At 61.1% G+C, this 25,019-nt stretch carries 26 protein-coding genes; 18 read left to right on the forward strand and 8 right to left on the reverse strand.

Annotation, left to right across the window (positions count from 1 at the left end):
* Positions 1–56: 56 nt before the first annotated feature.
* The 4 genes from C4J88_RS15370 to poxB all read left to right on the forward strand — a co-directional run bounded on the left by C4J88_RS15370 (position 57) and on the right by poxB (position 4,855).
* Complete coding sequence (locus C4J88_RS15370; RefSeq protein ID WP_124367274.1) at positions 57–272, forward strand: DUF2970 domain-containing protein; 216 nt, start codon at positions 57–59, stop codon at positions 270–272.
* Positions 273–660: 388 nt separating this feature from the next.
* Entirely contained in the window at positions 661–2,319 is a 1,659-nt protein-coding gene (locus C4J88_RS15375) for a nitrite/sulfite reductase (protein ID WP_124407459.1), read from the forward strand.
* On the forward strand, positions 2,303–2,797 hold the full coding sequence (locus C4J88_RS15380) for a DUF934 domain-containing protein (protein ID WP_124367276.1): 495 nt from the start codon (positions 2,303–2,305) through the stop codon (positions 2,795–2,797). The genes C4J88_RS15375 and C4J88_RS15380 overlap by 17 nt, the downstream gene beginning before the upstream one ends.
* 333 nt (positions 2,798–3,130) lie before the next feature.
* Positions 3,131–4,855: a ubiquinone-dependent pyruvate dehydrogenase gene (gene poxB / locus C4J88_RS15385; RefSeq protein ID WP_124367277.1), complete on the forward strand. Its 1,725-nt coding sequence runs from the start codon at positions 3,131–3,133 to the stop codon at positions 4,853–4,855.
* Positions 4,856–4,906: 51 nt separating this feature from the next.
* On the opposite strand, the gene C4J88_RS15390 is transcribed toward poxB, so the two are convergent.
* Positions 4,907–5,464: an NADPH-dependent FMN reductase gene (locus C4J88_RS15390; protein ID WP_124367278.1), complete on the reverse strand. Its 558-nt coding sequence runs from the start codon at positions 5,462–5,464 to the stop codon at positions 4,907–4,909.
* 226 nt (positions 5,465–5,690) lie between these two features.
* Here C4J88_RS15390 and C4J88_RS15395 point away from each other — a divergent pair, with 226 nt between their 5' ends.
* On the forward strand, positions 5,691–5,927 hold the full coding sequence (locus tag C4J88_RS15395; protein ID WP_124363127.1) for a hypothetical protein: 237 nt from the start codon (positions 5,691–5,693) through the stop codon (positions 5,925–5,927).
* Between the two features lie 49 nt (positions 5,928–5,976).
* Here the strand turns inward: C4J88_RS15395 and C4J88_RS15400 are convergent, their stop codons facing one another.
* Positions 5,977–6,315 (reverse strand): hypothetical protein, encoded by a 339-nt coding sequence (locus C4J88_RS15400; protein WP_124367280.1) that lies wholly within the window; start codon positions 6,313–6,315, stop codon positions 5,977–5,979.
* 182 nt (positions 6,316–6,497) lie between these two features.
* On the opposite strand from C4J88_RS15400, the gene C4J88_RS15405 reads away from it, so the two are divergent.
* Positions 6,498–7,406, forward strand: coding sequence for a LysR substrate-binding domain-containing protein (locus tag C4J88_RS15405; protein ID WP_124407460.1), 909 nt, complete (start codon positions 6,498–6,500; stop codon positions 7,404–7,406).
* A 25-nt stretch (positions 7,407–7,431) separates the two neighbouring features.
* Here the strand turns inward: C4J88_RS15405 and C4J88_RS15410 are convergent, their stop codons facing one another.
* Together C4J88_RS15410 and C4J88_RS15415 are read right to left on the reverse strand one after the other, a co-directional pair.
* Entirely contained in the window at positions 7,432–8,013 is a 582-nt protein-coding gene (locus tag C4J88_RS15410; RefSeq protein WP_124367282.1) for a GNAT family N-acetyltransferase, read from the reverse strand.
* 8 nt (positions 8,014–8,021) lie between these two features.
* Positions 8,022–10,277: an Orn/Lys/Arg decarboxylase N-terminal domain-containing protein gene (locus C4J88_RS15415; RefSeq protein ID WP_124407461.1), complete on the reverse strand. Its 2,256-nt coding sequence runs from the start codon at positions 10,275–10,277 to the stop codon at positions 8,022–8,024.
* Positions 10,278–10,475: 198 nt separating this feature from the next.
* Here C4J88_RS15415 and pnuC point away from each other — a divergent pair, with 198 nt between their 5' ends.
* Complete coding sequence (gene pnuC / locus C4J88_RS15420; protein ID WP_124370940.1) at positions 10,476–11,039, forward strand: nicotinamide riboside transporter PnuC; 564 nt, start codon at positions 10,476–10,478, stop codon at positions 11,037–11,039.
* Positions 11,036–11,572, forward strand: a complete 537-nt coding sequence (locus C4J88_RS15425; RefSeq protein WP_124408631.1) for an AAA family ATPase — start codon at positions 11,036–11,038, stop codon at positions 11,570–11,572. The genes pnuC and C4J88_RS15425 overlap by 4 nt, the downstream gene beginning before the upstream one ends.
* Here the strand turns inward: C4J88_RS15425 and xth are convergent.
* Both xth and ggt read right to left on the reverse strand, forming a co-directional pair.
* Positions 11,569–12,363, reverse strand: coding sequence for an exodeoxyribonuclease III (gene xth / locus C4J88_RS15430; protein WP_124407462.1), 795 nt, complete (start codon positions 12,361–12,363; stop codon positions 11,569–11,571). The genes C4J88_RS15425 and xth overlap by 4 nt on opposite strands.
* A 76-nt stretch (positions 12,364–12,439) precedes the next feature.
* Positions 12,440–14,164 (reverse strand): gamma-glutamyltransferase, encoded by a 1,725-nt coding sequence (ggt, locus tag C4J88_RS15435; protein WP_124407463.1) that lies wholly within the window; start codon positions 14,162–14,164, stop codon positions 12,440–12,442.
* 191 nt (positions 14,165–14,355) lie between these two features.
* Here ggt and C4J88_RS15440 point away from each other — a divergent pair, with 191 nt between their 5' ends.
* Positions 14,356–15,501 carry a MalY/PatB family protein gene (locus C4J88_RS15440; protein WP_124407464.1) on the forward strand — a complete coding sequence of 382 codons (1,146 nt, stop codon included), beginning with the start codon at positions 14,356–14,358 and terminating at the stop codon, positions 15,499–15,501.
* Positions 15,502–15,797: 296 nt separating this feature from the next.
* On the forward strand, positions 15,798–16,271 hold the full coding sequence (locus C4J88_RS15445; RefSeq protein WP_124407465.1) for a hypothetical protein: 474 nt from the start codon (positions 15,798–15,800) through the stop codon (positions 16,269–16,271).
* 20 nt (positions 16,272–16,291) lie between these two features.
* Here the strand turns inward: C4J88_RS15445 and C4J88_RS15450 are convergent, their stop codons facing one another.
* Positions 16,292–16,507 (reverse strand): molybdopterin-binding protein, encoded by a 216-nt coding sequence (locus C4J88_RS15450; RefSeq protein WP_003173733.1) that lies wholly within the window; start codon positions 16,505–16,507, stop codon positions 16,292–16,294.
* A gap of 318 nt (positions 16,508–16,825) precedes the next feature.
* Here C4J88_RS15450 and C4J88_RS15455 point away from each other — a divergent pair, with 318 nt between their 5' ends.
* From C4J88_RS15455 to C4J88_RS15490, 8 genes are all read left to right on the forward strand, one after another.
* Entirely contained in the window at positions 16,826–17,782 is a 957-nt protein-coding gene (locus C4J88_RS15455) for an aliphatic sulfonate ABC transporter substrate-binding protein (protein WP_124367289.1), read from the forward strand.
* 10 nt (positions 17,783–17,792) lie between these two features.
* Complete coding sequence (locus tag C4J88_RS15460) at positions 17,793–18,614, forward strand: ABC transporter permease (RefSeq protein ID WP_124407466.1); 822 nt, start codon at positions 17,793–17,795, stop codon at positions 18,612–18,614.
* Positions 18,611–19,327: an ABC transporter ATP-binding protein gene (locus tag C4J88_RS15465; protein ID WP_124407467.1), complete on the forward strand. Its 717-nt coding sequence runs from the start codon at positions 18,611–18,613 to the stop codon at positions 19,325–19,327. Before C4J88_RS15460 ends, C4J88_RS15465 begins: the two co-directional genes overlap by 4 nt.
* A gap of 226 nt (positions 19,328–19,553) precedes the next feature.
* Positions 19,554–20,804: a ribonucleotide-diphosphate reductase subunit beta gene (locus C4J88_RS15470; protein WP_124367292.1), complete on the forward strand. Its 1,251-nt coding sequence runs from the start codon at positions 19,554–19,556 to the stop codon at positions 20,802–20,804.
* Between the two features lie 131 nt (positions 20,805–20,935).
* Complete coding sequence (locus C4J88_RS15475; protein ID WP_124370948.1) at positions 20,936–21,424, forward strand: DUF1289 domain-containing protein; 489 nt, start codon at positions 20,936–20,938, stop codon at positions 21,422–21,424.
* A gap of 49 nt (positions 21,425–21,473) precedes the next feature.
* Positions 21,474–22,394: a class I SAM-dependent methyltransferase gene (locus tag C4J88_RS15480; protein WP_124407468.1), complete on the forward strand. Its 921-nt coding sequence runs from the start codon at positions 21,474–21,476 to the stop codon at positions 22,392–22,394.
* 148 nt (positions 22,395–22,542) lie between these two features.
* On the forward strand, positions 22,543–23,259 hold the full coding sequence (gene pcsA / locus C4J88_RS15485; RefSeq protein WP_124407469.1) for a phosphatidylcholine synthase: 717 nt from the start codon (positions 22,543–22,545) through the stop codon (positions 23,257–23,259).
* A 177-nt stretch (positions 23,260–23,436) separates the two neighbouring features.
* Positions 23,437–24,216: a TSUP family transporter gene (locus C4J88_RS15490; protein WP_124367295.1), complete on the forward strand. Its 780-nt coding sequence runs from the start codon at positions 23,437–23,439 to the stop codon at positions 24,214–24,216.
* On the opposite strand, the gene nudC is transcribed toward C4J88_RS15490, so the two are convergent.
* Complete coding sequence (gene nudC, locus C4J88_RS15495; protein WP_124370951.1) at positions 24,184–25,017, reverse strand: NAD(+) diphosphatase; 834 nt, start codon at positions 25,015–25,017, stop codon at positions 24,184–24,186. The two genes, C4J88_RS15490 and nudC, sit on opposite strands and share 33 nt — an antisense overlap.
* Positions 25,018–25,019: the final 2 nt, after the last annotated feature.

The raw sequence follows: 25,019 nt of genomic DNA on the forward strand, positions 1-25,019 counted from the left end.
GGGCTCGGCTATGCTTTGTCCTACCTCACTCAGTTGCACCTCATGACGAGGACTCCATGGACGACCCACAGCACAAACCGCCCACGTTCTGGCAGATGCTCCACAGCGTCATGGCCGCCGCCTTTGGCGTGCAAAGCGGCAAGAACCGCGCCCGCGACTTCACTCACGGCAAGCCGAGCCACTTCGTGATAATGGGTATTGTATTCACGGCAGTGTTTGCGCTGACGCTGTTTGGCATTGTCAAGCTGGTGCTGCACCTGGCCGGGGTATGAAGCCGGCCGAGGCGGCAAGGACTGCAAGCTGAAGGGATGACTTACTGGTGGCTGACCCAGAACACAGCGGTGCCCACTACAAGGATGATCAGGAACAGAATCGCCCAGGCATCCACGGTGCTGTCGGGTTTACGTATTTTTGTCGAATTGCTCATCGCATCGCCTCTTGTCGGTTTTATAGGTGATTGCCCTAAGACTCGACACCAGTAAAGACCAGACTTGCCCCTATGACAAATGTGGATATCGCAATAACCCTTCCCATTAGTCATTTTGGTTATTTGCATATACTCAAACATCACTTTTGCGCATAAACGCAAACTGGTATCGTGCGCCGGCTCCGTTGGGAGTGCGCGGCCGTGCGCGCAGATTTGCCGAGAACAGGACCTATATGTACGTATACGACGAATACGATCAGCGCATCATCGAGGACCGCGTCAAGCAGTTCCGTGATCAGACCCGACGCTACTTAGCAGGTGAACTGAGCGAAGAAGAGTTCCGCCCTCTGCGCCTGCAAAATGGCCTTTATGTTCAGCGCTTTGCGCCGATGCTGCGGGTGGCTGTGCCCTATGGCCAGCTGACCTCGCGCCAGACGCGCATGATGGCCAAGATCGCCCGCGACTTCGACAAAGGCTACGCCCACATCAGTACCCGCCAGAACGTGCAGTTCAACTGGCCGGCCCTGGAGGACGTGCCGGACATCCTGGCTGAACTGGCGACCGTGCAGATGCACGCCATTCAGACCAGCGGTAACTGCCTGCGCAACGTGACCACCGACCAATTCGCCGGCGTCGCCTTCGATGAAGTGATCGATCCGCGTCCCTGGTGTGAAATCGTGCGTCAATGGACCACCTTCCATCCCGAATTTGCCTACCTGCCGCGCAAGTTCAAGATCGCCATCAATGGCTCGACGTCGGACCGCGCCGCCATCGAAGTCCACGACATCGGCCTGGAGCCGGTGCACAACGCCGCCGGCGAGCTGGGTTTCCGGGTGTTGGTGGGTGGCGGCCTGGGGCGTACCCCGGTGGTCGGCGCCTTTATCAACGAGTTCCTGCCGTGGCAGGACCTGCTGAGCTACCTCGACGCGATCCTGCGGGTTTACAACCGTTATGGTCGCCGCGACAACAAGTACAAGGCCCGGATCAAGATCCTGGTCAAGGCGCTGACCCCTGAGGTGTTCGCGCAGAAAGTCGACGCCGAGATGGAACACCTGCGCGGCGGCCAGACGACCTTGACCGAAGCCGAAGTGCTGCGCGTGGCCAAGCACTTCGTTGATCCCGAGTACAAGGCCCTGACAAATCAGGACGCCGAGCTCGCGGCACTCGACCAGCAGCACCCAGGTTTCGCCCGCTGGCGCGCGCGCAATACCCTGGCGCATAAACAACCGGGCTATGTGGCGGTGACCCTGTCGCTCAAACCCACCGGCGTGGCACCGGGCGACATCACCGACAAGCAGCTGGACGCCGTCGCCGACCTGGCCGACCGCTACAGCTTCGGCCAGCTGCGCACCTCCCACGAGCAGAACATCATTCTCGCGGACGTCGAGCAGAGCCAACTGTTCACCCTGTGGGGCGAACTGCGCGAAGGCGGTTTCGCTACGCCGAACATCGGCCTGTTGACCGACATCATCTGCTGCCCGGGCGGCGACTTCTGCTCCCTGGCCAACGCCAAGTCGATCCCGATCGCCGAATCGATCCAGCGCCGTTTCGACGACCTGGACTACCTGTTCGACATCGGCGAGCTGGACCTGAACATCTCCGGGTGCATGAACGCCTGCGGCCACCACCACGTCGGCCACATCGGCATCCTGGGCGTGGACAAGAAAGGCGAAGAATTCTATCAAGTGTCCCTGGGTGGCAGCGCCAGCCGCGAGGCGAGCCTGGGCAAAATCCTCGGCCCGTCCTTCGCCCAGGAAGCCATGCCCGAGGTGATCGGCAAGCTGATCGACGTGTACATCGAACAGCGCACCGAAGATGAGCGTTTCATCGACACCTATCAGCGCATCGGCATTGACCTGTTCAAGGAGCGCGTCTATGCAGCGAATCATTAAGCACAACGAAGTCGTCGACGAAACCTGGCACCTGCTGCCCAAGGATGCGAGCTTCGACGGCATCTCCAACTGCGACGACCTGATCGTCCCATTGGCGCTGTGGCGCGAACACGGCCACGCCCTCAAGGCCCGCGACGGCGGCCTGGGCGTGTGGCTGGACGCCGATGAAGAAGCCGAGGAGATCGGTGATGATGTGGAGCATTTTCAGGTCATCGCCCTGAACTTCCCGGCCTTCACCGACGGGCGCAACTACTCCAACGCCCGTCTGCTGCGTGAGCGCTATGGCTACAAGGGCGAACTGCGGGCGATTGGCGACGTGCTGCGCGACCAACTGTTCTACCTGCGCCGCTGCGGCTTCGATGCCTTCGCCTTGCGCGCCGACAAAGACCCGTACGAAGCGCTGGAAAGTCTCAAGGATTTTTCGGTGACGTACCAGGCGGCAACGGATGAGCCGCTGCCGCTATTCCGGCGCCGCTGAGTAAAAAAATGTGGGAGGGGGCTTGCCCCCGATTGCGGTGGGTCAGCCAGCTTAGTAGGTACTGACCCACCGTCATCGGGAGCAAGCCCCCTCCCCAGTTGGATCTGCGTACATCCGGCAGCTTTTGCGGCGGGCGCACGACGTCGGAATAGATAGCAACCCACATATAGCCAGCCGAACACGGTTAAGTGACCAATGGTTTCTCAATCGACCCACCCGCCAATACCGCGCGGCCATGACGCAATCTTCACATTAGAGGCGGAGCATTCGCCGTGATCGAACTGTCCTCTACTGATCAGCAGTTATTCATCTCACTGACGATTGGAGTTCTTCATGGCGAAAATCAACCTGGCCCAGCAGTTGGCAACCACCCTTGAACAGGCGGGTATCAAGCGCATCTGGGGCCTGACCGGCGACAGCCTCAATGGCCTTACCGACGCCCTGCGCAGCATGGACAGCATCGAGTGGATGCATGTGCGCCACGAAGAAGTGGCCGCGTTCGCCGCCGGTGCCGAAGCCGCCGCCACCGGTGAGCTGACGGTGTGCGCCGGCAGTTGCGGGCCGGGTAACCTGCACTTGATCAATGGGTTGTTCGATTGCCATCGCAACCATGTGCCGGTACTGGCGATTGCCGCGCAAATTCCGTCCTCGGAGATCGGCCTGAACTACTTTCAGGAAACCCATCCCCAGGAGCTGTTCAAGGAGTGCAGCCATTTCATCGAGCTGGTGAGCAACCCCGAGCAAATGCCCCAGGTGCTGCATCGCGCCATGCGTTCGGCGATCCTCAATCGGGGCGTGGCGGTGGTGGTGATCCCCGGGGATGTCTCGCTGCTGGAAGTGGAGGACAAGCTCAAGCCCTGGCCGGCGCTGCATGCACCGCGCACCTTGCCGGCAGAGGCCGATCTGCAGCGGCTGAGCGAGATCCTCCAAAGCAGTGAAAAAGTCACCCTGCTGTGCGGCAGCGGTTGCGCCGGCGCCCATGATCAAGTGGTCGCGCTGGCCGATGCCCTCGGCGCGCCGGTGGTGCACGCACTGCGCGGCAAGGAGCATGTGGAGTGGGATAACCCGTTCGACGTCGGCATGACCGGCCTGATCGGGTTCAGCTCCGGTTACCACGCCATGCTCGATTGCGACACCCTGATCATGCTCGGCACCGACTTCCCCTACCGCCAGTTCTACCCGACCGACGCGACGATCGTTCAGGTCGACCGCGACCCCCAGGCCCTGGGACGACGTACGACCCTGGACCTGGGCATCGCCGCCGATGTCAGTGAAACCCTCGATGCGTTGCTGCCACGCCTGACCCGCAAGACGGATCGCAGCTTTCTTGAAACCTCGTTGAAGCATTACGAAAAAGCCCGCCAGGGTCTGGATGACCTGGCGCAACCGTCCAAGGCGGATCGGCCGATCCATCCCCAATACGTGGCACGCCTGCTCAGCGAGCTGGCCGATGACGACGCGATCTTCACCGCCGATGTCGGCTCACCGACCGTATGGGCCGCGCGATATTTGAAAATGAACGGCAAGCGCCGGCTGATCGGCTCGTTCAACCACGGTTCGATGGCCAACGCCATGCCCCAGGCCATCGGCGCACAGGCGGCATTCCCTGGGCGCCAGGTGATCTCGATGTCTGGCGACGGCGGTTTCACCATGTTGATGGGGGATTTCATTTCTCTGGCGCAATTGAACCTGCCAGTGAAACTGATCGTGTTCAATAACGCGTCACTGGGTTTCGTCGCGATGGAGATGAAGGCGGCAGGCTACCTGGACACAGGAACCGAGCTGAAAAACCCGGACTTCGCGGCCATGTCCAACGCCATGGGCATCCTGGGGATCCGTGTGGAGCAATCCGAAGACCTGGAGCCGGCCCTGCGCCGCGCCCTGGCCCACGACGGCCCGGTGCTGGTAGATGTGGTGACCGCGACTCAGGAGCTGGTGATGCCGCCGAGCATCAAGCTGGAACAGGCCAAGGGGTTCAGCCTGTATATGCTCAAGGCCGTGATGAGCGGGCGTGGCGATGAAGTGATCGAGCTGGCACGCACCAACTGGCTGCGATGATGCCCTGTGGGAGGGAGCTTGCTCCCTCCCACATCAGCACGCCTTGTCAATTCAGCCCTTTTGTTTTTCGACCCACTGGCCGAACGCATCGATAAATGCCTGCAGGAACGGCCTAGTCTTTTCCGACAGCTTGCCCGCCTCGTCGAACACACTGCCCGCGCCGCCCAGGTAGGCTTCCGGCGCTTGCATGCACCAAACATCCAGAAACACCAAAGACTGGCGCAGGTGATGGTTGGCACCAAAGCCACCCATGGCGCCCGGCGACACGCTGATGATCGCCCCCGGCTTCGCGCCCCAGACACTCTGCCCATAAGGGCGGGAGCCTACGTCGATGGCATTCTTCAACGGCGCGGGCACGGAACGGTTGTATTCCGGGGTCACGAACAGCACTGCGTCGGATGAACTCACCTGTTTGCGGAAAGTACTGTAGGCTTCGGGCGCTGCCGCACCTTCAATGTCCTCGTTGTAGAGCGGCAGATCGCCGATCTCTACGATATTCAACTTGAGGTTGGCGGGGGCCAGTTCGGCCAATGCCAGGGCGACCTTGCGGTTGATCGACTCTTTTCTCAGGCTGCCAACCAGGACGGCAATCGTGTAGACCTTGCTCATTGAGGTTTCCCGACGTGTGACTAAAGGAGCGAGTAGTTATAAAGGCTTCGCGGCGCGTGCACCAGAGTGTTTTGCGAATGCCCAAGAAGTCGCCACGCTCGCGCCCGCGTAGGAAACATCTGAAACTTTAAACGAATAGTATTTTTTTCTTATAGGTAAACTACCCCGCTCACTGACGGTCTACAGAACCGCAAATCGAGTGTTTATCTCCAGAGGTTCTAAACAGATGGCAGCAGTATTAGTCGGACAGTTTCATGCCAGAGACGCGGAAGGCCGCGTGTATTCGGTGCATGAGTTCCAGGAATCCAACCCGGCGCACGGCGACCTGGCTGGCTCGGCGCCTACCACCTCCTACAAGCTGGCCATTGGCGACCGTGTAGAAAAACTGGAAGGTGATGAGTTCAAATTGATCCAGTCGGGCACGATTATCGTCCGCGAATCTCCGACCTCTCTCGTGTCATAAGATTTCGCCCTGTCCACCTGCCCAGTCCTCGCGACTGGGCTGGGGATGCTTACGGGCTGCGGATTTCCGTTACTTCAATGCCCTGCTCGCCTTGCTTGAGCGTCACCACCAACTGCCCTCTCTCCCCCTCCACCGCATACATCGAACGCTTGTAGCCCGACCGATCGTAAGCGGGATACGCCTCCACCTGCCTGATCAACGTCATACCGAGCACCGCGCCCACCTGTTCGGCGACCTGTTCCTGGGAACGGATAAACGCTTCGAGTGCGAGGTTTTCCGGCGCGTATTCATCGTGATTATTGAAGAAGTAAGCCGCCAGGCAGCCCACGGTCACCAGGACCAGGAGTTGCTTGGCCGTTACCCCGAAAAGCGTCGAGGGTAGAGGCATTTGAGACCAGACCTGTTTTTGTTGTAAGTACCGGGTATCCGGCATTGGTCGTTGCTGATCAGACGCCTCATTCTAGTGAGGTCCTGGCTTAACGCCATAGGCAGGGGCGACCCGTGCAGTCTTTTTTGCGCACGGGGACCTGCGCCATTGAATCCCCACCCCACTGCACATAGACTCCGGCCATGCGTTTACGTCATATCGAAGTGATTCAGGCCATCTTGCAGACCGGACACCTCGGCACGGCCGCCGAGTGGTTGCAACTCCCCGTGGGCGAGGTAGACGCCACGCTCAAGGATGCCGAACTGCAACTGGGCTTCATGCTGTTTGCCAGTATCCGCGGGCGCCTGCAAGCCACCCGCGAAACCCTGGAGCTGCAAGCGCAAATCGCCCCCCTGTACGACGCGCTTGAGCCGATACAGCGCCTGGCCAGCCGCTTGAAACACCATCACGCGCCGACCTTGCGCGTGCTGTGCACCCCGCCGCTGGCCAACCAATTACTGCCCCAGAGCATCGCCCTGCTGCGCCGACGGTTCCAGGATACGCCGTGCAACCTGTCGAGCCAGCCGACCCGGGAGATCGTCAGGCGCCTGTTGCTGCATGAAACCGATGTGGGCCTGAGCCTGCATGACCCGCAACACCCGCACATTCAGAGTCGCGTGCTGGCCCAAGGCAAACTTCAATTGCTTGCCCCCCATGGCTGGCTGAAACCCAAGCAGAAGTACATTGCGCTGCAGGATCTGGCTGGGCAGTCGATGATTGGCCTGGAAGGCCACGACCCGCTGAGTCGTCTGCTGGACGCCAAGCTGCAGGCCCTGCGCCCGCTGCCGGTGGTGCAGACGCGGGTACAGACGTACCAGATGATGCGCAGCATGGTCGAGGCGGGAGAAGGCCTGGCGGTGGTCGACCCGTTCACCGCCTTCGGTGCGCGGGACGCGGGGCTGGATGTGTGCCCGATATCACCCCCGATCAGCGTCAACCTGTATGCATTGGCCCTGCAGGACGGAGCCGCTTCACCGGCCCTGAATGCACTGCTGGAGATCGTCACGCAAAAGGCCGAAAACCTGCTGTCCAACGACACCAAGCCGCAGTAGACGCGAGCTGACGTGCTACCCCGTCTCAGATCGATTCGACTTCGCTCTTGAACAGCCGATACCAGAAAATCGCCACTTCGCGGGTTTGCGGGTCGATGCCACGATAGCGCAGTTGATCGATACCCCCCATCACGTACCCGCTACGTTCATACAGGCGACAGGCACCGAGGTTGTTGTTCTGGGTTTCGAGCATCATGCCCGGCAGGTTCTTCTTGCGTGCCCAGAACTGCGCCACGTCCAACAGCGCCTTGGCGACACCGTGACGCCGCGCAGGCAGCGCCACCGCCAACTCGTCGACATGGGCAAAACCGTTCCAGTTGGTACTGATCACGACGTGGCCCACCGCGCAATCATCCAGATAGGCCATGAAGACCGCGCTGTCGGCCGCACTGCGAAAGCTGGCGAATTCTTCAGGGTCGATGCCGTAACACTTGCGGTACGGCAGGATGCGCTCCACCGGCCATTGATCGACCCGCTTGCCCATCTGCGGCACACCATAGGCGCTGACCTCAAAACTGAAGTCATTGCCCCATACATAAGCGTCGAAGCCTTCGTCGGCGACTCGCACACTGAGCCCTGGATACTTCGGGTTCATGACAGCTTGCATAACGTTCCTTAACCTTTGATGCAATCGACGGTGTAACAACGACCACTGCCGTCATCTTCGTGTTGCAACCCATGCACATCGGCGACAAAACCGGGAAAACTGCTATCGAACGTCCGGGCAAACGCCAGATAGTCGATGATCGAACGGGTTGACTCGGTAAAGCGCTCGCCCGGCATGATCAGCGGAATACCCGGCGGATACGGCACCAGCATCACGGCTGCGATGCGTCCTGGCAAGGCATCGATGGATACCGCTTCCACTTCGCCCCTGACCAACTGGTCGTAGGCATCGGCCGGCTTCATCGCAATCTCCGGCAACACCGTATACATGCGCTTCAGATGCCTGGCCGTCGCGTTGCTGCGATAACAACTGTGCAACTGGTCGCACAGGTCCCGCAACCCCAGGCCCTGATAACGGACCGGCCCCTGGGCATAGACCGAGGGCAGGCAACTGGCCAGGCTGGTATTGGCATCATAGCTGCGTTTGAATTCCAGCAACTCGGTGAGCAAGGTACTCCATTTGCCTTTGGTGATGCCCATGGAAAACAGCACGAGGAAAGAATACAGCCCGGTTTTTTCCACCACCAGGCCGCGCTCCCAGAGAAACTTGCTGACCACGGCGGCGGGAATCCCGCGATCGCTCAAGGCGCCGCCGGCGGTGAGGCCGGGCATTACCAGGGTGACTTTGATCGGGTCCAGCAGCACATAATCTTCAGCCACGTCGCCAAAACCATGCCAGTCATCCTGAGGGTGCAGCAGCCAGTCCGCGGTGACGACCCGGTCGATACCGGCCACCGACGGCGGCTGCCAGATCGAAAACCACCAGTCATCAGCGGCGATATGCTGACGCAGGTTGGCCAGCGCACGACGGAAACTCAGGGCCTCATCGAACATTTCCTGCAACAGCGAGCGACCCGCCGGGCCTTCCATCATCGCTGACGCCACGTCCAGGGAGGCAATGATGCTGTATTGCGGCGAGGTGGAAATATGCATCATGAACGCTTCGTTGAAGCGGTCACGGTCCAGTTGCCGCGCTCCGCCGTCCTGCACGTGAATCATCGACGCCTGGCTGAAGGCCGCCAGCAGTTTGTGGGTGGAGTGCGTGGTGAACACCAGCGGGCTGTCCGGCGTGCGCGAGGTACCCATGCCGTAGCGCCCGGCGAAAAACTCGTGGAACGCCGCGTAGGCATACCAGGCCTCATCGAAGTGCAGCACCTCGACGCTGTTACCCAGTTGCTGCTTGATCAGCTCGGCGTTGTAGCACAGGCCGTCGTAGGTGGAGTTGGTGACCACCGCCAGCTTTACCTTCGCCGGACGACCATGGGTCAGCGGGCTGGCGTCGATCTTGGCGCGGATCGAGTCGGCGCTGAATTCGCTCAAGGGGATGGGGCCGATGATCCCCAGCTCGTTGCGTTCCGGGCACAGGTACAAGGGGATCGCGCCGGTCATGATGATCGAATGCAGTACCGACTTGTGGCAATTGCGGTCGACCAGGACCAGGTCATCGCGACCGACCATGGAGTGCCAGACGATCTTGTTGGCGGTGGAGGTGCCGTTGATCACGAAAAACGTGTGGTCAGCGCCAAAATTGCGCGCCGCGCGGGCTTCGGCTTCAGCCAGCGGCCCGGTGTGATCGAGCAGCGAGCCCAGCTCGGGGACCGAGACAGACAAGTCCGAACGTAACGTATTTTCCCCGAAGAACTGGTGAAACGCCTGCCCCACCGGGCTTTTGCGATACGCCACGCCACCGCCGTGGCCCGGGGTGTGCCAGGAGTAATTGGAGTCGGCGGTGTGTTGCACCAGGGCCTTGAAGAACGGCGGCAACAAACCATCGAGGTAGGCGCGCGCCGCACGCGCGACCTGGCGCGCGAGAAACGGTACGGTGTCTTCGAACAGATACAAGATGCCGCGCAACTGGTTGAGTTCGCTCATGGCATCCGCCGGGGCGTTTTCCAGGGTGACTTGCTCGCCCAGCGCGAAGATCGGCAGGTTGGGCGCCCTCACCCGCGCCAGGCGGATCAGCTCGACCATGTTTTGCAGCAAGTGGGTATTTTCCCCGGCGCCCTCGGCGGCGATCAGCATGCAGGCAAGGCCGTGGTGGGTGGCCGCCACCAGTCGCCCTTCGGCGTAGTCCACGGCGGAAAAGATACTGAAGCCCTCCTGCTCCAACTCCCTGGCGATGCCTCGAACCCGATCACCGGCAACGGTGTCGGCCTTGATGTCGCGGTGCACGATAAGGACGGGAAACTTCAGGTCTTTGTACATGGGCGCTCCTACTCCTGAGGGCTTGCACTCAGGGTAGAAGCTGGAAGCGAAAGTGGCGAATGAAGATTTTCACAGACAATGAAGATCAATTGTGGGAGGGGGGGGTGCCCTCCATTGCCACATTTGCCCTCCGCTGTTTGAGGATGGATGACCTGTAGGTACAATCAGCGCCCTCTTCCACTCTCCCAAGGAACCGCCATGTCCGGGCTTGAACTGTTCGCCGCCGCCCTGGGGGTGATCGCTGTGTGGCTGACGGTCAAGCAGAACCCCTGGTGCTGGCCTATCGGCCTGGTGATGGTGTTGCTCTATACCTGGGTGTTCTTTGACGTGAAGCTGTATTCCGACATGCTGCTGCAGGGGGTCTACGCCGTGCTGCAAGTCTACGGCTGGTGGCAATGGACCCGTGCCGGCGCGGTCAAGCAAGGCCGTCAGGTCAGCAGCCTGAGCTGGCCGGCGATCTTGACCGCCCTGGTCGTCGGCGCGGTGTTCAGCCTGTTGCTCGGCGCCGCCATGGCCCACTGGACCGACGCAGCCCAACCCTGGCTCGACGCGGCCCTGACGGGTTTCAGCCTGGTAGCGCAGTTGTGGATGGCGCAAAAACGCGTGCAGTGCTGGCCGCTGTGGATCGTGGTGGATGTGATTTTCGTCGGGCTATTCCTCTACAAAGGCCTCTACCTCACCGCCGCGCTCTACGCACTGTTCACCGTAATCGCCGTGCAAGGCTGGCGTGAATGGCGCGCCGACCCGGCGTTGCACGCATGAAAGTGGTGGTACTGGCGGGCCCTGAATCCAGCGGCAAAAGTTGGCTGGCGGCTGAGCTGCACGCGCACTTCGGCGGGCTGATGGTGGGTGAATATGTGCGCTATTTCATCGACCATCACCAGCGCGACACCTGCCTGGCGGATATCCCGGCGATCGCCCAGGGCCAGTTGGCCTGGGAAGACGCCGCCCGCGCTGCACAGCCTGATTTGCTGATCCTCGACACCCACCTGCTGACCAACACACTCTGGAGCCAGACCCTGTTCGGCGACTGCCCCATCTGGCTCGACAGCGAACTGCTGGCCCGTCACTACGACCTGCATCTGCTGTTATCGCCCGAAGACGTGGAATGGAGCGCCGACGGCCAGCGCTGCCAACCCGACCTGGCCGACCGCCGAGCGTTCTTCCAGGCCAGCCTGGACTGGCTGCACGCGCACCACCAGCCTGTGGTGGTGATCCGGGGAGACTGGCAAGCGCGCCGGAACGCGGCGTTTGCTGCGGTCGAGCGCTTGCTTGGGGCGACAACTGTCGGTTAACGCTTTTTGCGCGTGCCGAGCTGAATCCAGGTCGGCGCGTGGTCGCTGGCATGCGCCTCGTTACGCACCCAGGCATCGACGCCCGCGTCCTTGAGATAGGGCTTGAGCGCCGGGTTGAGCAACAGGTGGTCGATGCGCAGGCCGGAATTTTTCTGCCAGTGCTGGCGGAAATAGTCCCAGAACGTATACACCCGCTCTTCGGGGTACAAATGACGCACTGAGTCGGTCCAGCCCTGGTCAAGCAGGCGTTGATAGCAGGCGCGGCTCTCGGGTTGCAATAGCGCATCCTTGAGCCAGGAGCGTGGGTTGTAGATGTCCAGGTCGGTGGGCACCACATTGAAATCCCCGGCCAGCACCACCGGGTGATCACTGGCTTGCAACGCCTGGGCATAGTCGATCAGGCGTTCGAACCAGGCCAGCTTGTAGTCGAATTTAGGCCCCGGTTGCGGGTTGCCGTTGGGCAGGTACAAACAGCCGACCAACACGCCGTGCACGGCCGCCTCGATATAGCGGCTTTGCTGGTCGCTCTCGTCACCGGGCAGGCCCCGCCGGCTTTCCAGCGGTTGCGCGTCCTTGGCCAGAATCGCCACACCGTTCCACGAGGCCTGGCCCACGCAGATCGCGCCGTAGCCGGCCGCTTCGAACTCAGCATAGGGAAACAGGCTTTCCGGCGCCTTGAGTTCTTGCAGGCAGACGACGTCCGGCTGCTCGCGGGCCAGCCACTGCAGCAGGTTGGGCAGACGGGCACGAATACCGTTGATGTTGAAGGTGGCGATTTTCAGCGCTTTCATGGGGTGGGGTCCTTTCGGGGCTCTTGGGATAGAGCCCCGAAATGCCGCAGATGTTCCATGCGCGAGCGAGTCGGTCTCAGTAACCCAACGACAGGCCCGTGTTGCGACGCGGGTCATTCGCGCCATAGAAGCGGTTGTTGCCCACCGGCTTGCCACCCAGGGCCGGCGCGCCCACCAGGATCGCGGCCAGGTGGTTGGCGTCCTGGGGACCGGCGAACGTATGCCCCCAGCTCTCGAGGATCTTCTGGGTGTCCTGGCTCACCGCGAAGGTTTCAAGGTTGGTGGTCTGCGGCATCCACTGCTGGTGGAAGCGCGGCGCGTCCACGGCCTCCTGAATGTTCATCTTGTAGTCGATGACATTGAGGATGGTCAGCAAGGTCGCGGTAATAATGCGGCTGCCGCCTGGCGTGCCCACCACCATCACCGTCTTGCCATCCTTGGTCACGATAGTCGGGCTCATCGACGACAGCGGCGCCTTGCCCGGCGCAATGGCGTTGGCTTCACCCTGGACCAGGCCGTACATGTTCGGCACGCCGACCTTGACGGTGAAGTCGTCCATTTCATCGTTGAGGATCACCCCGGTCTTGCTCGCCATCACGCCCGCGCCAAACCAGTCATTGAGGGTGTAGGTGACGGAAACGGCGTTGCCCCAAGTGTCGACGATGGAATAGTGGGTGGTGTTGTTGCCTTCATGGGGCGACACGCCCGGCTTGATCGCCTGGGAATCCCCGGCCTTGTGTGGCTCGATCGCGTCGCGCAATTTGGCCGCGTAATTTTTATCCAGCAGATGGGCGATCGGGTTCTTCACGAAATCCGGGTCGCCGAGGTAGCTGTTGCGGTCTACATAGGCGTGGCGCATCGCTTCGATCTGGTAGTGCAAGCCCTGGGCCGAGTGGTACCCCAGGTCTGCCATCGGGTAGCCTTCGAGGATGTTCATGATCTGGCAGATCACCACGCCGCCAGAGCTTGGCGGCGGCGCCGAGACCACATGGTAGCCACGGTAATCGCACTCGATAGGCGCCAGTTCGCGGGTCTTGTAGGTGTCCAGGTCAGCCTGGGTGATCAGGCCCTTGCCGGCCTGGCTCGACTCCACCAGGGCGTTGGCGACCCAGCCTTTATAGAAGCCATCGCTGCCCTTGGCGGAAATTTCCTTGAGGGTCCTGGCCAGGTCCTTCTGCACCAGTTTCTGGCCGACCTGCATCGGTTGGCCGTTATGCAGGAAGATCCCGCGCAGATCCTGGTCTTTCTCGAATTCGCCGGTGGCGGTGTGTAGCAGGTCGACATCACCTTGCTCCAGGGCAAAGCCGTTCTCCGCCAGTTTGATCGCCGGCGCGATCACCTGGGCGCGCTTGAGGGTGCCGTACTTGCTCAGCGCCAACTCCATGCCCGAGACAGTGCCAGGTACACCGACGGCCAGGTGGCCCTTGGCGCTCAGGCCTTCGACGACATTGCCGTCCTTGTCCAGGTACATATCGGCCGTGGCCGCCAGCGGGGCTTTTTCGCGAAAGTCGAGGAAGGTCTTGCGCCCGTCCGCCAGCTGCACGGTCATGAAACCGCCGCCGCCCAGGTTGCCCGCCGCCGGATACACCACCGCCAGTGCATAGCCCACGGCCACCGCCGCATCCACCGCGTTACCGCCGGCCTTGAGCACCTCCACGCCGACCTGAGTGGCCAGATGCTGGGCGGTGACCACCATGCCATTTTCACCGGCCACCGGGGCCTGGGAAGCGGCGTGCACACCACTGACCGTCAACAGGAGGGCAGTGGCAATCAAGGTGCGGCTGAAGGGTTGGTATTTCATCCATGGCTACTCTATTTATTGAGATGCACCAAAATAGCCCTTCCCTTATTCAATCCCCAGCGCGATGGCGCTTTTGTTACAGAACCTGTCGGTCATGGAACGGCTGCCTGAAACAATCAGCACTGGCCTATAAATTGAATGGCGCTAGAATCAGCGCCACTCTTTATTTGCCGCCTCATACGAGCCCCTCCATGAGCTTTGATTTCGACACGATCCACCCACGCCTCGGCACCGGCAGCACCAAGTGGAACCGCTACCCGCAAGACGTCTTGCCAATGTGGATCGCCGACATGGACATCGCCGCCCCACCTGCCATCCTTCAGGCATTGCATGCGCGCCTCGACCAGCAGGTGCTCGGCTACAGCGTCGCCGGCCCGGATGTGCGCGAGGCGATCATCGCCGACCTGTGGGCCAAGTACGCCTGGCGCGTGCAACCGGATGAGCTGCTGTTCCTGCCCGGCGTCGAGCCGGGTTTCAATATGGCCCTGCACGCGTTTGTCCAGCCAGGCCAGCCGGTGGTGCTGCAAACCCCCAACTATCGGCCGATTCGCCTGGCGCCCGGCCACTGGAATTTGCCACGCATTGAACTCCCGTTCGAGTGGATCGAGGGCGAATACCGCACGCCCCTGCCGGCGCTGCGCCAGGCACTGAGCGGCGCCGGTGCGCTGCTGTTGAGCAACCCGCACAACCCCATCGGCAAAGTCTTCCCTCATGCAGAACTGCTGGCCGTGGCCAATGCCTGCCTGGAAAGCGGTGCGCTGATCATCTCCGATGAAATCCACGCCGAACTGTGCTTTGACGGCCGTCGGCATATCCCGATTGCCAGCCTCAGCGAAGAGATTGCCCAGCGCACCATCACGCTGATGTCGGCGAGCAAGGCCTATAACGTGGCCGGCCTGAAGACCTGTTTCGCCGTGGTGCAGAATGCCGAAATCCGCGAGCGTTTCAACCAGGCCCGTTGCGGCATGGTCGACAGCGTCAGCCCCCTGGGCCTGGAAGCTACCCGCGCCGCCTACAGCCAATGCGGCGCCTGGCTCGACGCGCTGAAGCACTACCTGCAAGCCAACCGTGATTACCTGCTCGATGCCGTGCACACCCGCCTGCCCGGCGTGGTGATGCATGCACCACAAGGCACCTTCCTGGCCTGGCTCGATTGCAGCGCCCTGGGCCTGGAAGACCCGCAGCAGTTCTTCCTGGAACAGGCCAAGGTCGGGTTGAGCGCCGGCATTGAGTTCGGCGATGACAGCCAGCAGTTCGTGCGCCTGAACTTCGGCTGCCCACGGTCGATGCTGGAAGAGGGTCTGCAACGTATGGAACGCAGCCTGAAAAACCGCTGAATGGGCTGGAACCGCGAAAGGCTTTTTCAGCACTCAAGGGAATCCCCTTGTGCGGCTGAACCTTTCCCGGAGCTTTGCGCCCTATGCTGTCGACACGCCCTGCAACCAACGGCCCTGTGCAATTCACAGAATCATTCAAGCCGAACCCGTCACCGCGCGAACCTGCACCAACGGGCTCGGCTCTAAAGGCCGCTGCCTCCACCGCATCGCATCGATTGATGCGCTTTGTGGGGCTGAAACATCCTCTGGCTAACCCGCCCGGCGCGCGTTCAGACATCAAGACTGTGGAGGTTGAAATGGGCCGGTCAGTCTCTTTGAATGGAGGCCACGACCCGCTCGCTACCCGCGGGTTGTCGGACTGCTCGGCGCTGGCAGTGCTCACCGGCTGGAACGGATCCACCTACCAGAATCGCACCTTGATGCATCTTACCGGCAGTAATCTGGAACTGGGCCTGAATCCGGGAAATAGCGATACTCGAGCATTGATGCACAGATTGCAGGCATCGCTGGACAAGAACAGTCATGTGATCCTGGTAGCCGGGGTGAATTCAAGTTCCCTGCAAGGCATGGCAACGACCATCGGGCAAACCCTGCACGGCGAGCAGCCGCTACGGGACCTGCTCAACGGCCGCTCAGGCGCGGCAGTGACTCTGGCCAGTTCCACCGGCATCACAATCAATGCCGATGGCACCTTCAAATTGCTCGACGGACCCGGTAAAGGGGTACTCAGTCGCGAAGACGTCGCCAGCGTGTTTGATCGCGTCGACTGAAAGCGCCCGCCTGAGGCTTTTTAAAGCTTGGCGATCGACACTTCGGTGGATTTCACAAAGGCAATCACTTCACTGCCCACCTTCAACTCCAGGTCACGCACCGAGCGGGTGGTGATCACCGACGTGACGATGCCGGACGCGGTTTGCACGTCGATTTCCGACACCACTTCACCCAGCAGGATTTCCTTGATCACGCCCTTGAACTGGTTGCGCACATTGATCGCTTTAATGGTCATGTCGGCTTTCCTTTTGGCTGTTGAGTCAATCCGCACGAATGCGCAGGCACTCAAAATGCGCTTTCGGAAAGAACAATAAAAGGAATATATAACTCTTTATTTATTCGATATGGATATATAAAAACTGTTGCCCAGCCAACAGCACTTCAACAATCTGCCTGCATCCGCCACAGCCTCCACTCGGCACACACGCGCAAACACGCGACAACGCAGGTGGCACAGAGACTGCATATTCCTGAAAAGCATGATGGAACATGCGAACTAATTTTCTGAATATAAGAAAGCCTCTCTAAACGCCCACGTGCCCGGAGCTGTTCCATGAAACCCTTCGCCCAACGCTTACTTGGCGCATGCGCCCTCGCCCTGTGCCTGCAACCAATGGCCCAGGCCGCCGACACCGATCCGGCAAAAGTCAATCTCGACTACGCCTACTACTCGCCCGTCAGCCTGGTGCTCAAGCATTTTGGTTGGCTTGAACAAGCCTTGCCGAATTCCAAGGTAGGCTGGGTATTGAGCCAGGGCAGTAACCGTTCGCTGGAATACCTCAACAGCGGCGGCGTGGATTTCGCCTCTTCCGCCAGTTTGTCCGCGGTGCTGAGCCGGGCCAACGGCAGCCCGATCAAATCGGTGTATGTGTACAGCCGCGCCGAGTGGACGGCCCTGGTGGTGCGCAAGGATTCGCCCTTCAACAGCGTCACCGACCTCAAGGGCAAGAAAATCGCCGCTACCAAAGGCACCGACCCCTACCTGTTCACCCTGCGCAGCCTGCAACAGGCCGGGCTGAACAAGGACGATGTGGAACTGGTGCACCTGCAGCATCCGGACGGCCGCACCGCCCTGGAAAAAGGTGACGTTGACGCCTGGGCCGGCCTCGACCCGCATATGGCCGCCAGCCAGATACAGGCCGGTTCGCGCCTGCTGTACCGCAACAAGGACTTCAACAGCTACGGCGTGGTCAGCGTCACCGAGCAGTTCGCCAAGGCGCATCCGCAGACCATCACCACGGTACTGGGCGCCTATGAAAAGGCCCGGGATTGGGCGGTCAAGCACCCGGATGAGTTCGCCAAGCTGCTCGCCGATGAATCCGGCCTGCCGTTGGAAGTGGCCAAGCTGCAGCTGTCGCGTACCGACCTGAGCACACCGTTCTTGAGCAGCAAGGATGTGCTCGCCTCCAAGGCCGCCGCGCCGATCCTGGTGTCCGAAGAGCTGGTGCGCAAAGGGGTGAACGTGGACCAGGTGATCGACCAGTTGCTCGACACCTCGTTCGGCCGCTAAGGAGCGCGTGATGACCAGCAAAACCCAAGCCTTGCCCCTCGCCGCGCCACGGCAGATCAAGCGCAGCGCCTGGCCGCAACGGCTCAAGGGCCTGGTGGTGCCCGTACTGATCCTGTTGGTGCTGGAGGCGGTGGTGCGCGTCGGCTGGCTGCCGTCGTACCAGATGCCGGCGCCCAGCGAGATCGCCGTGACCCTGGCGGACCTCGCCGAAGGCGCGCTGTGGAAACACATCAGCGCCAGCCTGGTGCGAGTGCTGCTGGGTTTTGCCATTGGTGCGAGCCTTGCGTTGGTGTTTGCCGCCTGGGTGGGCTTGAGCCGCGAAGCCGAGGCCTATCTGGAGCCGACCTTCGCCGGGTTGCGCTCGATCCCGAGCCTGGCCTGGGTGCCGTTGCTGCTGTTGTGGCTGGGCATCGACGAGACCTCCAAGATCGTGCTGATCGCGATTGGCGCGTTCTTTCCGGTGTACCTCAATGGCGTTGCGGCCATCCGCGATATCGATCGCAAGTTGGTGGAAGTCGGGCAAATGTATGGGTTCAATCGGCGCCGCCTGGTACGTCGCATCCTCTTACCGGCGGCCCTGCCCGGCCTGTTTACCGGGTTGCGCAGCGGCCTGAGCCTGGCCTGGATGTTTCTGGTGGCGGCCGAGTTGATCGCGGCCACCAAAGGGCTGGGTTACTTGCTCAGCGATGGGCGGGAAACCTCGCGGCCGGATATCGTGCTGGCGGCGATCATCGTACTGGCGCTGCTCGGCAAGGTCAGCGATGGCCTGCTCGCGGCACTGGAAAAGCGCTGCCTGGCCTGGCGCGACACCTTCCAGGGAGCCGGACAATGAGTGTGCAACCGCTGCTGGGCATTCACGTTGTGCGCAAAAGCTTCGACAGCGCCACCGTCTTGAACGATGTGCGCCTAGCCTTGCAACCGCGCGAAACCGTGAGCCTGCTGGGGCCCAGCGGGTGCGGCAAAAGCACCTTGTTGCGCATTGTCGCGGGACTGGACAACGACTACCAGGGCGAACTGCACAGCCCCAACGGCGAGGTGGCCTTCGTGTTCCAGGAACCACGGTTGATGCCCTGGCTTACGGTGGAGCAAAACATCGGATTCAGCGCGGACAATCACTACGACAAGGCCTGGGTCACGCAGTTGATCGAAGAAGTCGGCCTCACGGGCTTTGCCCAGGCGCTGCCCAAGGCGTTGTCCGGCGGCATGGCGCAACGGGTCGCGATCGCACGGGGCCTGTATTCACGGCCGCAGGTATTGCTGCTGGATGAACCGTTCAGCGCCGTGGATGCGTTCACGCGCATGAAGCTGCAGGACCTGCTGCTGCAACTGGCCGAACACCATGCCATCGCCTTGCTGCTGGTGACCCATGATGTGGACGAGGCGCTGTACCTCAGCGACCGGGTATTGGTGATGGGCAATCGGCCCAGCAGCATTCGCCAGGTGCTGGCGGTGGATTTGCCGCACCCGCGGGACCGGCGCGATCCGTCGCTGGCCCGGCTCAAGGCGCTGTGCCTGACCGAGCTGCAACACGCCCACGTCATCTGAGTTTTCCCTTCCAGCGGTCAACGCCCAGGCTCCGACTTGCGCGTTGACCATCGCCGCCACACACCATATAGTGTGCCCACAAACAGAACGGACCACTATATAGTGTGCAGTCTCGGTAATTTCCGACCACACTATGCGCCGTATTTCAATGCCTTGAAGCCTGCAAACCGCATATTTTTTGGACGGTTCCACGCACCGTCAAAACAGATCAGGAAGGAGTATTTCGATGCTGAGTTGGGATGAAGTCGACAGCGAAGACAGCGTTGCCCCCGTGATCAAAGGCGCCAACGCCGGCCACGCCACCGAAGCCAACATGGACCGCCTCGACGGTGCCGGCGCTGCCGCCGCCATCGAAGCCCGCGCCGTCACCGCCAATGACTCCGCCGCCATCGTGCGCGCCAAGGCAGCCCTGGACAAACTCGACGTCGCCGAAGGCCTCGCCGAACTCGAAGGCGCCTCCGCCCGCGTCGCCGTTGACGAAAAACGCATGATCAACTGCCGCGCCGACCTCAACCAACTCGTGCCCTTCAAGTACGACTGGGCCTGGCAGAAGTACCTCGACGGCTGCGCCAACCACTGGATGCCGCAAGAGGTCAACATGACCGCCGACATCGCCCTGTGGAAAGACCCCGAAGGCCTGACCGACGACGAACGCCGCATCGTCATGCGCAACCTCGGCTTCTTCTCCACGGCGGATTCGTTGGTCGCCAACAACCTGGTGCTGGCCGTGTACCGCCTGATCACCAACCCGGAGTGCCGTCAGTACATCCTGCGCCAGGCCTTCGAAGAAGCGATCCACACCCACGCCTACCAGTACTGCATCGAATCCCTGGCCATGGATGAAGGCGAGATCTTCAACATGTACCACGAGATTCCATCGGTCGCGAAGAAAGCGGCCTGGGGCCTGAAGTACACCCGTTCGATCTCCGATCCGAAGTTCGAAACCGGCACCGTCGACACCGACAAGGAACTGCTGCGCAACCTGGTCGCCTACTACTGCGTACTGGAAGGCATCTTCTTCTATTGCGGCTTCACCCAGATCCTCTCCATGGGCCGCCGCAACAAAATGACCGGCGTGGCCGAGCAGTTCCAGTACATCCTGCGCGATGAGTCGATGCACCTGAACTTCGGTATCGACGTGATCAACCAGATCAAAATCGAAAACCCGCACCTGTGGGATGCCGAGATGAAGGAAGAAGCGACCCAGATGATCCTGCAAGGGACCCAGCTGGAGATCGAATATGCGCGCGATACCATGCCACGCGGCGTGCTCGGCATGAATGCGGCGATGATGGAGGATTACCTCAAGTTCATCGCTAACCGTCGTTTGTCGCAGATTGGGTTGAAGGAAGAGTATCCAGGCACGACTAACCCTTTCCCGTGGATGAGCGAGATTATGGACTTGAAGAAAGAGAAGAATTTCTTTGAGACCCGTGTGATCGAGTATCAGACCGGCGGCGCTTTGAGCTGGGATTGATTTAACAGCACAGATCCAACATGTGGGAGGGGGCTTGCTCCCGATAGCGGTGTATCAGTCACAGCTGCTTTAACTGAACCACTGCTATCGGGAGCAAGCCCCCTCCCACATTGAGAACGAAATTGCCTTTTATGCCCAACCAAACCATCAAGACGCCCTGTGTAGGCCTGTGCTCCACCGTCTACGGTGACCTGGTCTGCCGGGGCTGCAAGCGTTACCACCACGAAGTGATCCAGTGGAACGGCTATAACGCCGAGGAAAAACACGCGGTGTGGCTGCGCCTCGAGCAGTTGCTGGTGCAGGTCATGGCCAGCAAGCTGGAAGTGGTCGACCCGCAGCGTCTGCGCCAACAACTGGAAGACCGCAAGATTCGCTTCATGCCGCAACAGTCGCCGTATTGCTGGGCATACCAGCTGATTGCGCGGGGTGCGCGGGTGATGTCGAAGCTGGACGCCTATGGGTTGGCGTTGCTGCCGGAGTTTCGTGAACGTAGCCTCACGGACCTGCGCGATGCGATTGACCGGGAGTTTTTCCTGTTGTCCGAGGCACATTACGAGCGCTATATCGCGCCGGTTTTTCTGCGCGATTCCTTTGGTCCAGCCCTGATCGCCACGCTCTGACGCGCAATTGTGTTTAAAATGCCGCCCGCTCAACGACTGACGCTCAACGATGACCCCAGACGCACTCGCTACCCTGCACGCCCATCTGCTCACCGCCCTGGCCAGCGCTCCGGCTGAAACCCGGCGCCTGTTTCACGGCCGTGGCCGCTGCTGGCCGGGCCTTGAGCAGGTGACGGTGGACTGGCTGCAAGGCGTGGTGCTGGTAGCGCTGTTCAAGGAAACCGAGCATCTGCAGGCCCTGAAACAGCAGTTGTTGCAGATCGACTGGGCAAGTTTCGGTGCCCATACCGTGGCCCTGCAACACCGCTACCTGCCGCAAAGCACCACCGAGTGGCTGGTGGGCCAGGCAATCGATGAGCTGACCATCACCGAAGGCGGCCTGCGTTACCTGATCGACCTGGGTAAAAAGCAGAACAGCGGCCTGTTCCTCGACATGCGTTACGGGCGCAACTGGGTGCGCGAGCAGGCCAGGGGCCAGCGCGTGCTTAATCTGTTTGCCTACACCTGCGGATTCTCCGTGGCCGCTATCGAAGGCGGCGCCGACCATGTGGTGAACCTGGACATGGCCCGTGGCGCCCTGAGCCGTGGCCGTGACAACCATCGCCTGAATGGTCACGACTTGAGCAAGGTAAGCTTTCTGGGCCACGACCTGTTCAAGTCTTGGGCCAAAGTCACCAACAGCGGCCCCTATGACTTGGTGATCATCGACCCGCCGTCCTTTCAGAAGGGCAGCTTTCTGTTGACCAAGGATTACCAGCGCGTACTGCGCCGCCTGCCGGATTTGCTCACGGCCCAGGGCACGGTGCTGGCGTGCATGAACGATCCGGCGTTTGGCGAAGACTTCCTGATCGACGGCGTCACCCGCGAGGCACCGGGCCTGGGCTTTGTAGAACGCTTGGCAAACCCACCGGAATTCCCGGATATCGACCCGCAAAGCGGGTTGAAGGCCCTGGTGTTTCGCCAAGGCTGATGCCGAAAAGTCCTACGCTTGCTACGCTAAGGCATACGCCGGGCGGTGAACCTTATCCCTGCCTTCCCGGTCGATACCTGCATTCCCCGGCCAGACTCGACAGCGTTACGCTGTCGGCTGCCCCGTTTGACCCTTTGGAGAACCGCCCGTGATATCGACCCTGCATGTAGCCAGAATCAAAGCCTGGGGCGCCCACGGCTTTACCGCCACCGGTGTGGTACTGGCATTCCTGGCCACCCTGGCGCTGCTGGAAAACTCCCCCAAGGCCTGCCTGCTGTGGCTGGGCCTGGCACTGGTGGTGGATGGCGTCGACGGCTCCCTGGCGCGACGGGTCAACGTCAGCACGGTATTGCCCAGCTTTGACGGCTCGGTATTGGACCTGGTGATCGATTACCTCACCTACGTATTCATCCCGGCACTGTTTATCTACCGTTATATCGATCTGCCGGAATTCACCCACCTGTTTGCGGTGTCGGTGATTTTGGTGTCGTCGCTGTTCTGCTTCTGCAACGTCAACATGAAGAGCAAGGACAACTATTTCGTCGGCTTCCCGGCGGCATGGAACGTGGTGGCCTTGTGTGTATACATCATCCAGCCCGACGCCTGGATCACCTTGCTCACTGTAATCGGCCTGGCGCTGCTGACCGTGACGCCGATGAAGTTCCTGCACCCGTTCCGGGTCAAGCGGTTCATGCCGATCAATATCGCGGTAACCACAATCTGGCTGCTGTGCAGCTTCCTGATGGTGGTGGATTATCCGAACACCAACCCGTGGACGTTCGGCTTATGGTCGCTGATGTCGGCGTACTTCCTGAGCATTTGCATCTGGCGCACGGCGTTGGAGTGGATGGGAACCCATAAATAGCCAGGCGAACACAGTAAAATGTGGGAGGGGGCTTGCTCCCGATAGCGGTGGATCAGTCAGCTTATTTGTCACTGACAGGCCGCCATCGGGAGCAAGCCCCCTCCCACATTTGGTTATGCGCACATCCGGCAGGTAAGATGGCGGGCCTGCGTGCTCACCCAACAATAAGCCCTGCCCATGCCCTTCGAACTCAGCGTTGACCTGACTACCCTCGCCATTCTCGCCGTCGTGGCTTTTATCGCCGGCTTCATCGATGCCATCGCCGGCGGGGGTGGCTTGCTTACCACCCCTGCCCTGTTGACAGCCGGCATGCCGCCGCACTTGGTGCTGGGCACCAATAAACTCAGTTCCACCTTTGGCTCGGCCACCGCCAGCTTCACGTTCTACCGCCGCAAGCTGTTCCACCCGCGCCAGTGGGTGCATGCCATCGTCGGCACCTTGATCGGCGCGCTGACCGGCGCCGTGGTCGCGCACTATTTGCCCGCCGAGACCCTGAACAAGATGCTGCCGGTGATTGTGTTCGCCTGCGGGGTGTACCTGCTGTTCGGCGGCACGCCCAAGGCACCGCTGGACGCCGAGGCGCCGATCAAGAAGAAATGGCAGGCTACCCAGGGCTTCGGCCTGGGCTTCTACGACGGCGTGGCCGGGCCCGGAACCGGTGCGTTCTGGACCGTGAGCACCATGCTGCTGCACCCGATCGACCTGGTGAAGGCCAGCGGCGTGGCGCGCAGCATGAACTTCGTCAGCAATGCCGCGGCGCTGACAGTGTTTATCATCAACGGCTCGGTGGACTGGGTGGTCGGCCTGGCAATGGGTATCTCGGTGATGGGCGGCGCGTTCTTTGGCGCGCGCAGCGCAATCAGCGGCGGCGCCAAGTTCATTCGCCCGGTATTCATCACCGTGGTGCTCGGCCTGACGGTGCGCCTAGCCTGGCAGCACTGGTTCAGCGTGGCCTAAGCGACGGGCCACATACAGGTCGATCAGGTAACGCGCAATCGAGCGTGACGCCGGCAACGGTGGCAGGTCGTGGATGTTGAACCACTGCGCGTCTTCGATCTCGTCGGCCTGGGGCACGATATCGCCACCGGCATACTCGGCATGGAAACCCAGCATCATCGAATGCGGGAACGGCCAGCACTGGCTGCCCATGTACTGCAGGTTCTTCACCTCGAGCTGCACTTCTTCGCGCACTTCGCGGATCAAACAGTCTTCGGCCGACTCACCCGGCTCGGCAAAGCCGGCCAGGGTGCTGTAGACGCCGGTGACAAAGCGCGGCGAACGGGCCAGCAGAACCTCATCGCCACGGGTCACCAGCACGATCATGCTCGGCGAAATTCGCGGATAGCTGCGCAGGTCGCAGGGTTGGCAGTACATCGCCCGCTCCCGTGGCACCTGGACCATGGCCTGGCCGCAACTGCCGCAGAACCGATGCTCGCGCGCCCAGGTGCCGATCTGCGCGGCATAGCCCAGCACTTTGTACAGGGTGTGGTCGCCTTGCAGCATAAAGCCGCGCAGGCCTTGCCAGCTGCAACCCGGTACTTCGCCAGCGCTGTCGAGTTCCAGCAGGTACACCGGCTCGCCATCGAGGTGACCGATGCCGTGTTCGGCAAACACCGACAGGTCCTGGCGCTTGAGCCACTCCCGAGGGAACAGAGGCCCATTGGCATCCTGCAAAAAGCCGTCGCGGCTGCGGGCGACGGCCCAGCCGCCGGCAGCGTCATTGTCCAACAGCGTTGTGGTAATCCAGCCTGGGGTCATAT

Source organism: Pseudomonas sp. R4-39-08 (genome assembly GCF_003852275.1).
Taxonomy (GTDB): Bacteria; Pseudomonadota; Gammaproteobacteria; order Pseudomonadales; family Pseudomonadaceae; genus Aquipseudomonas.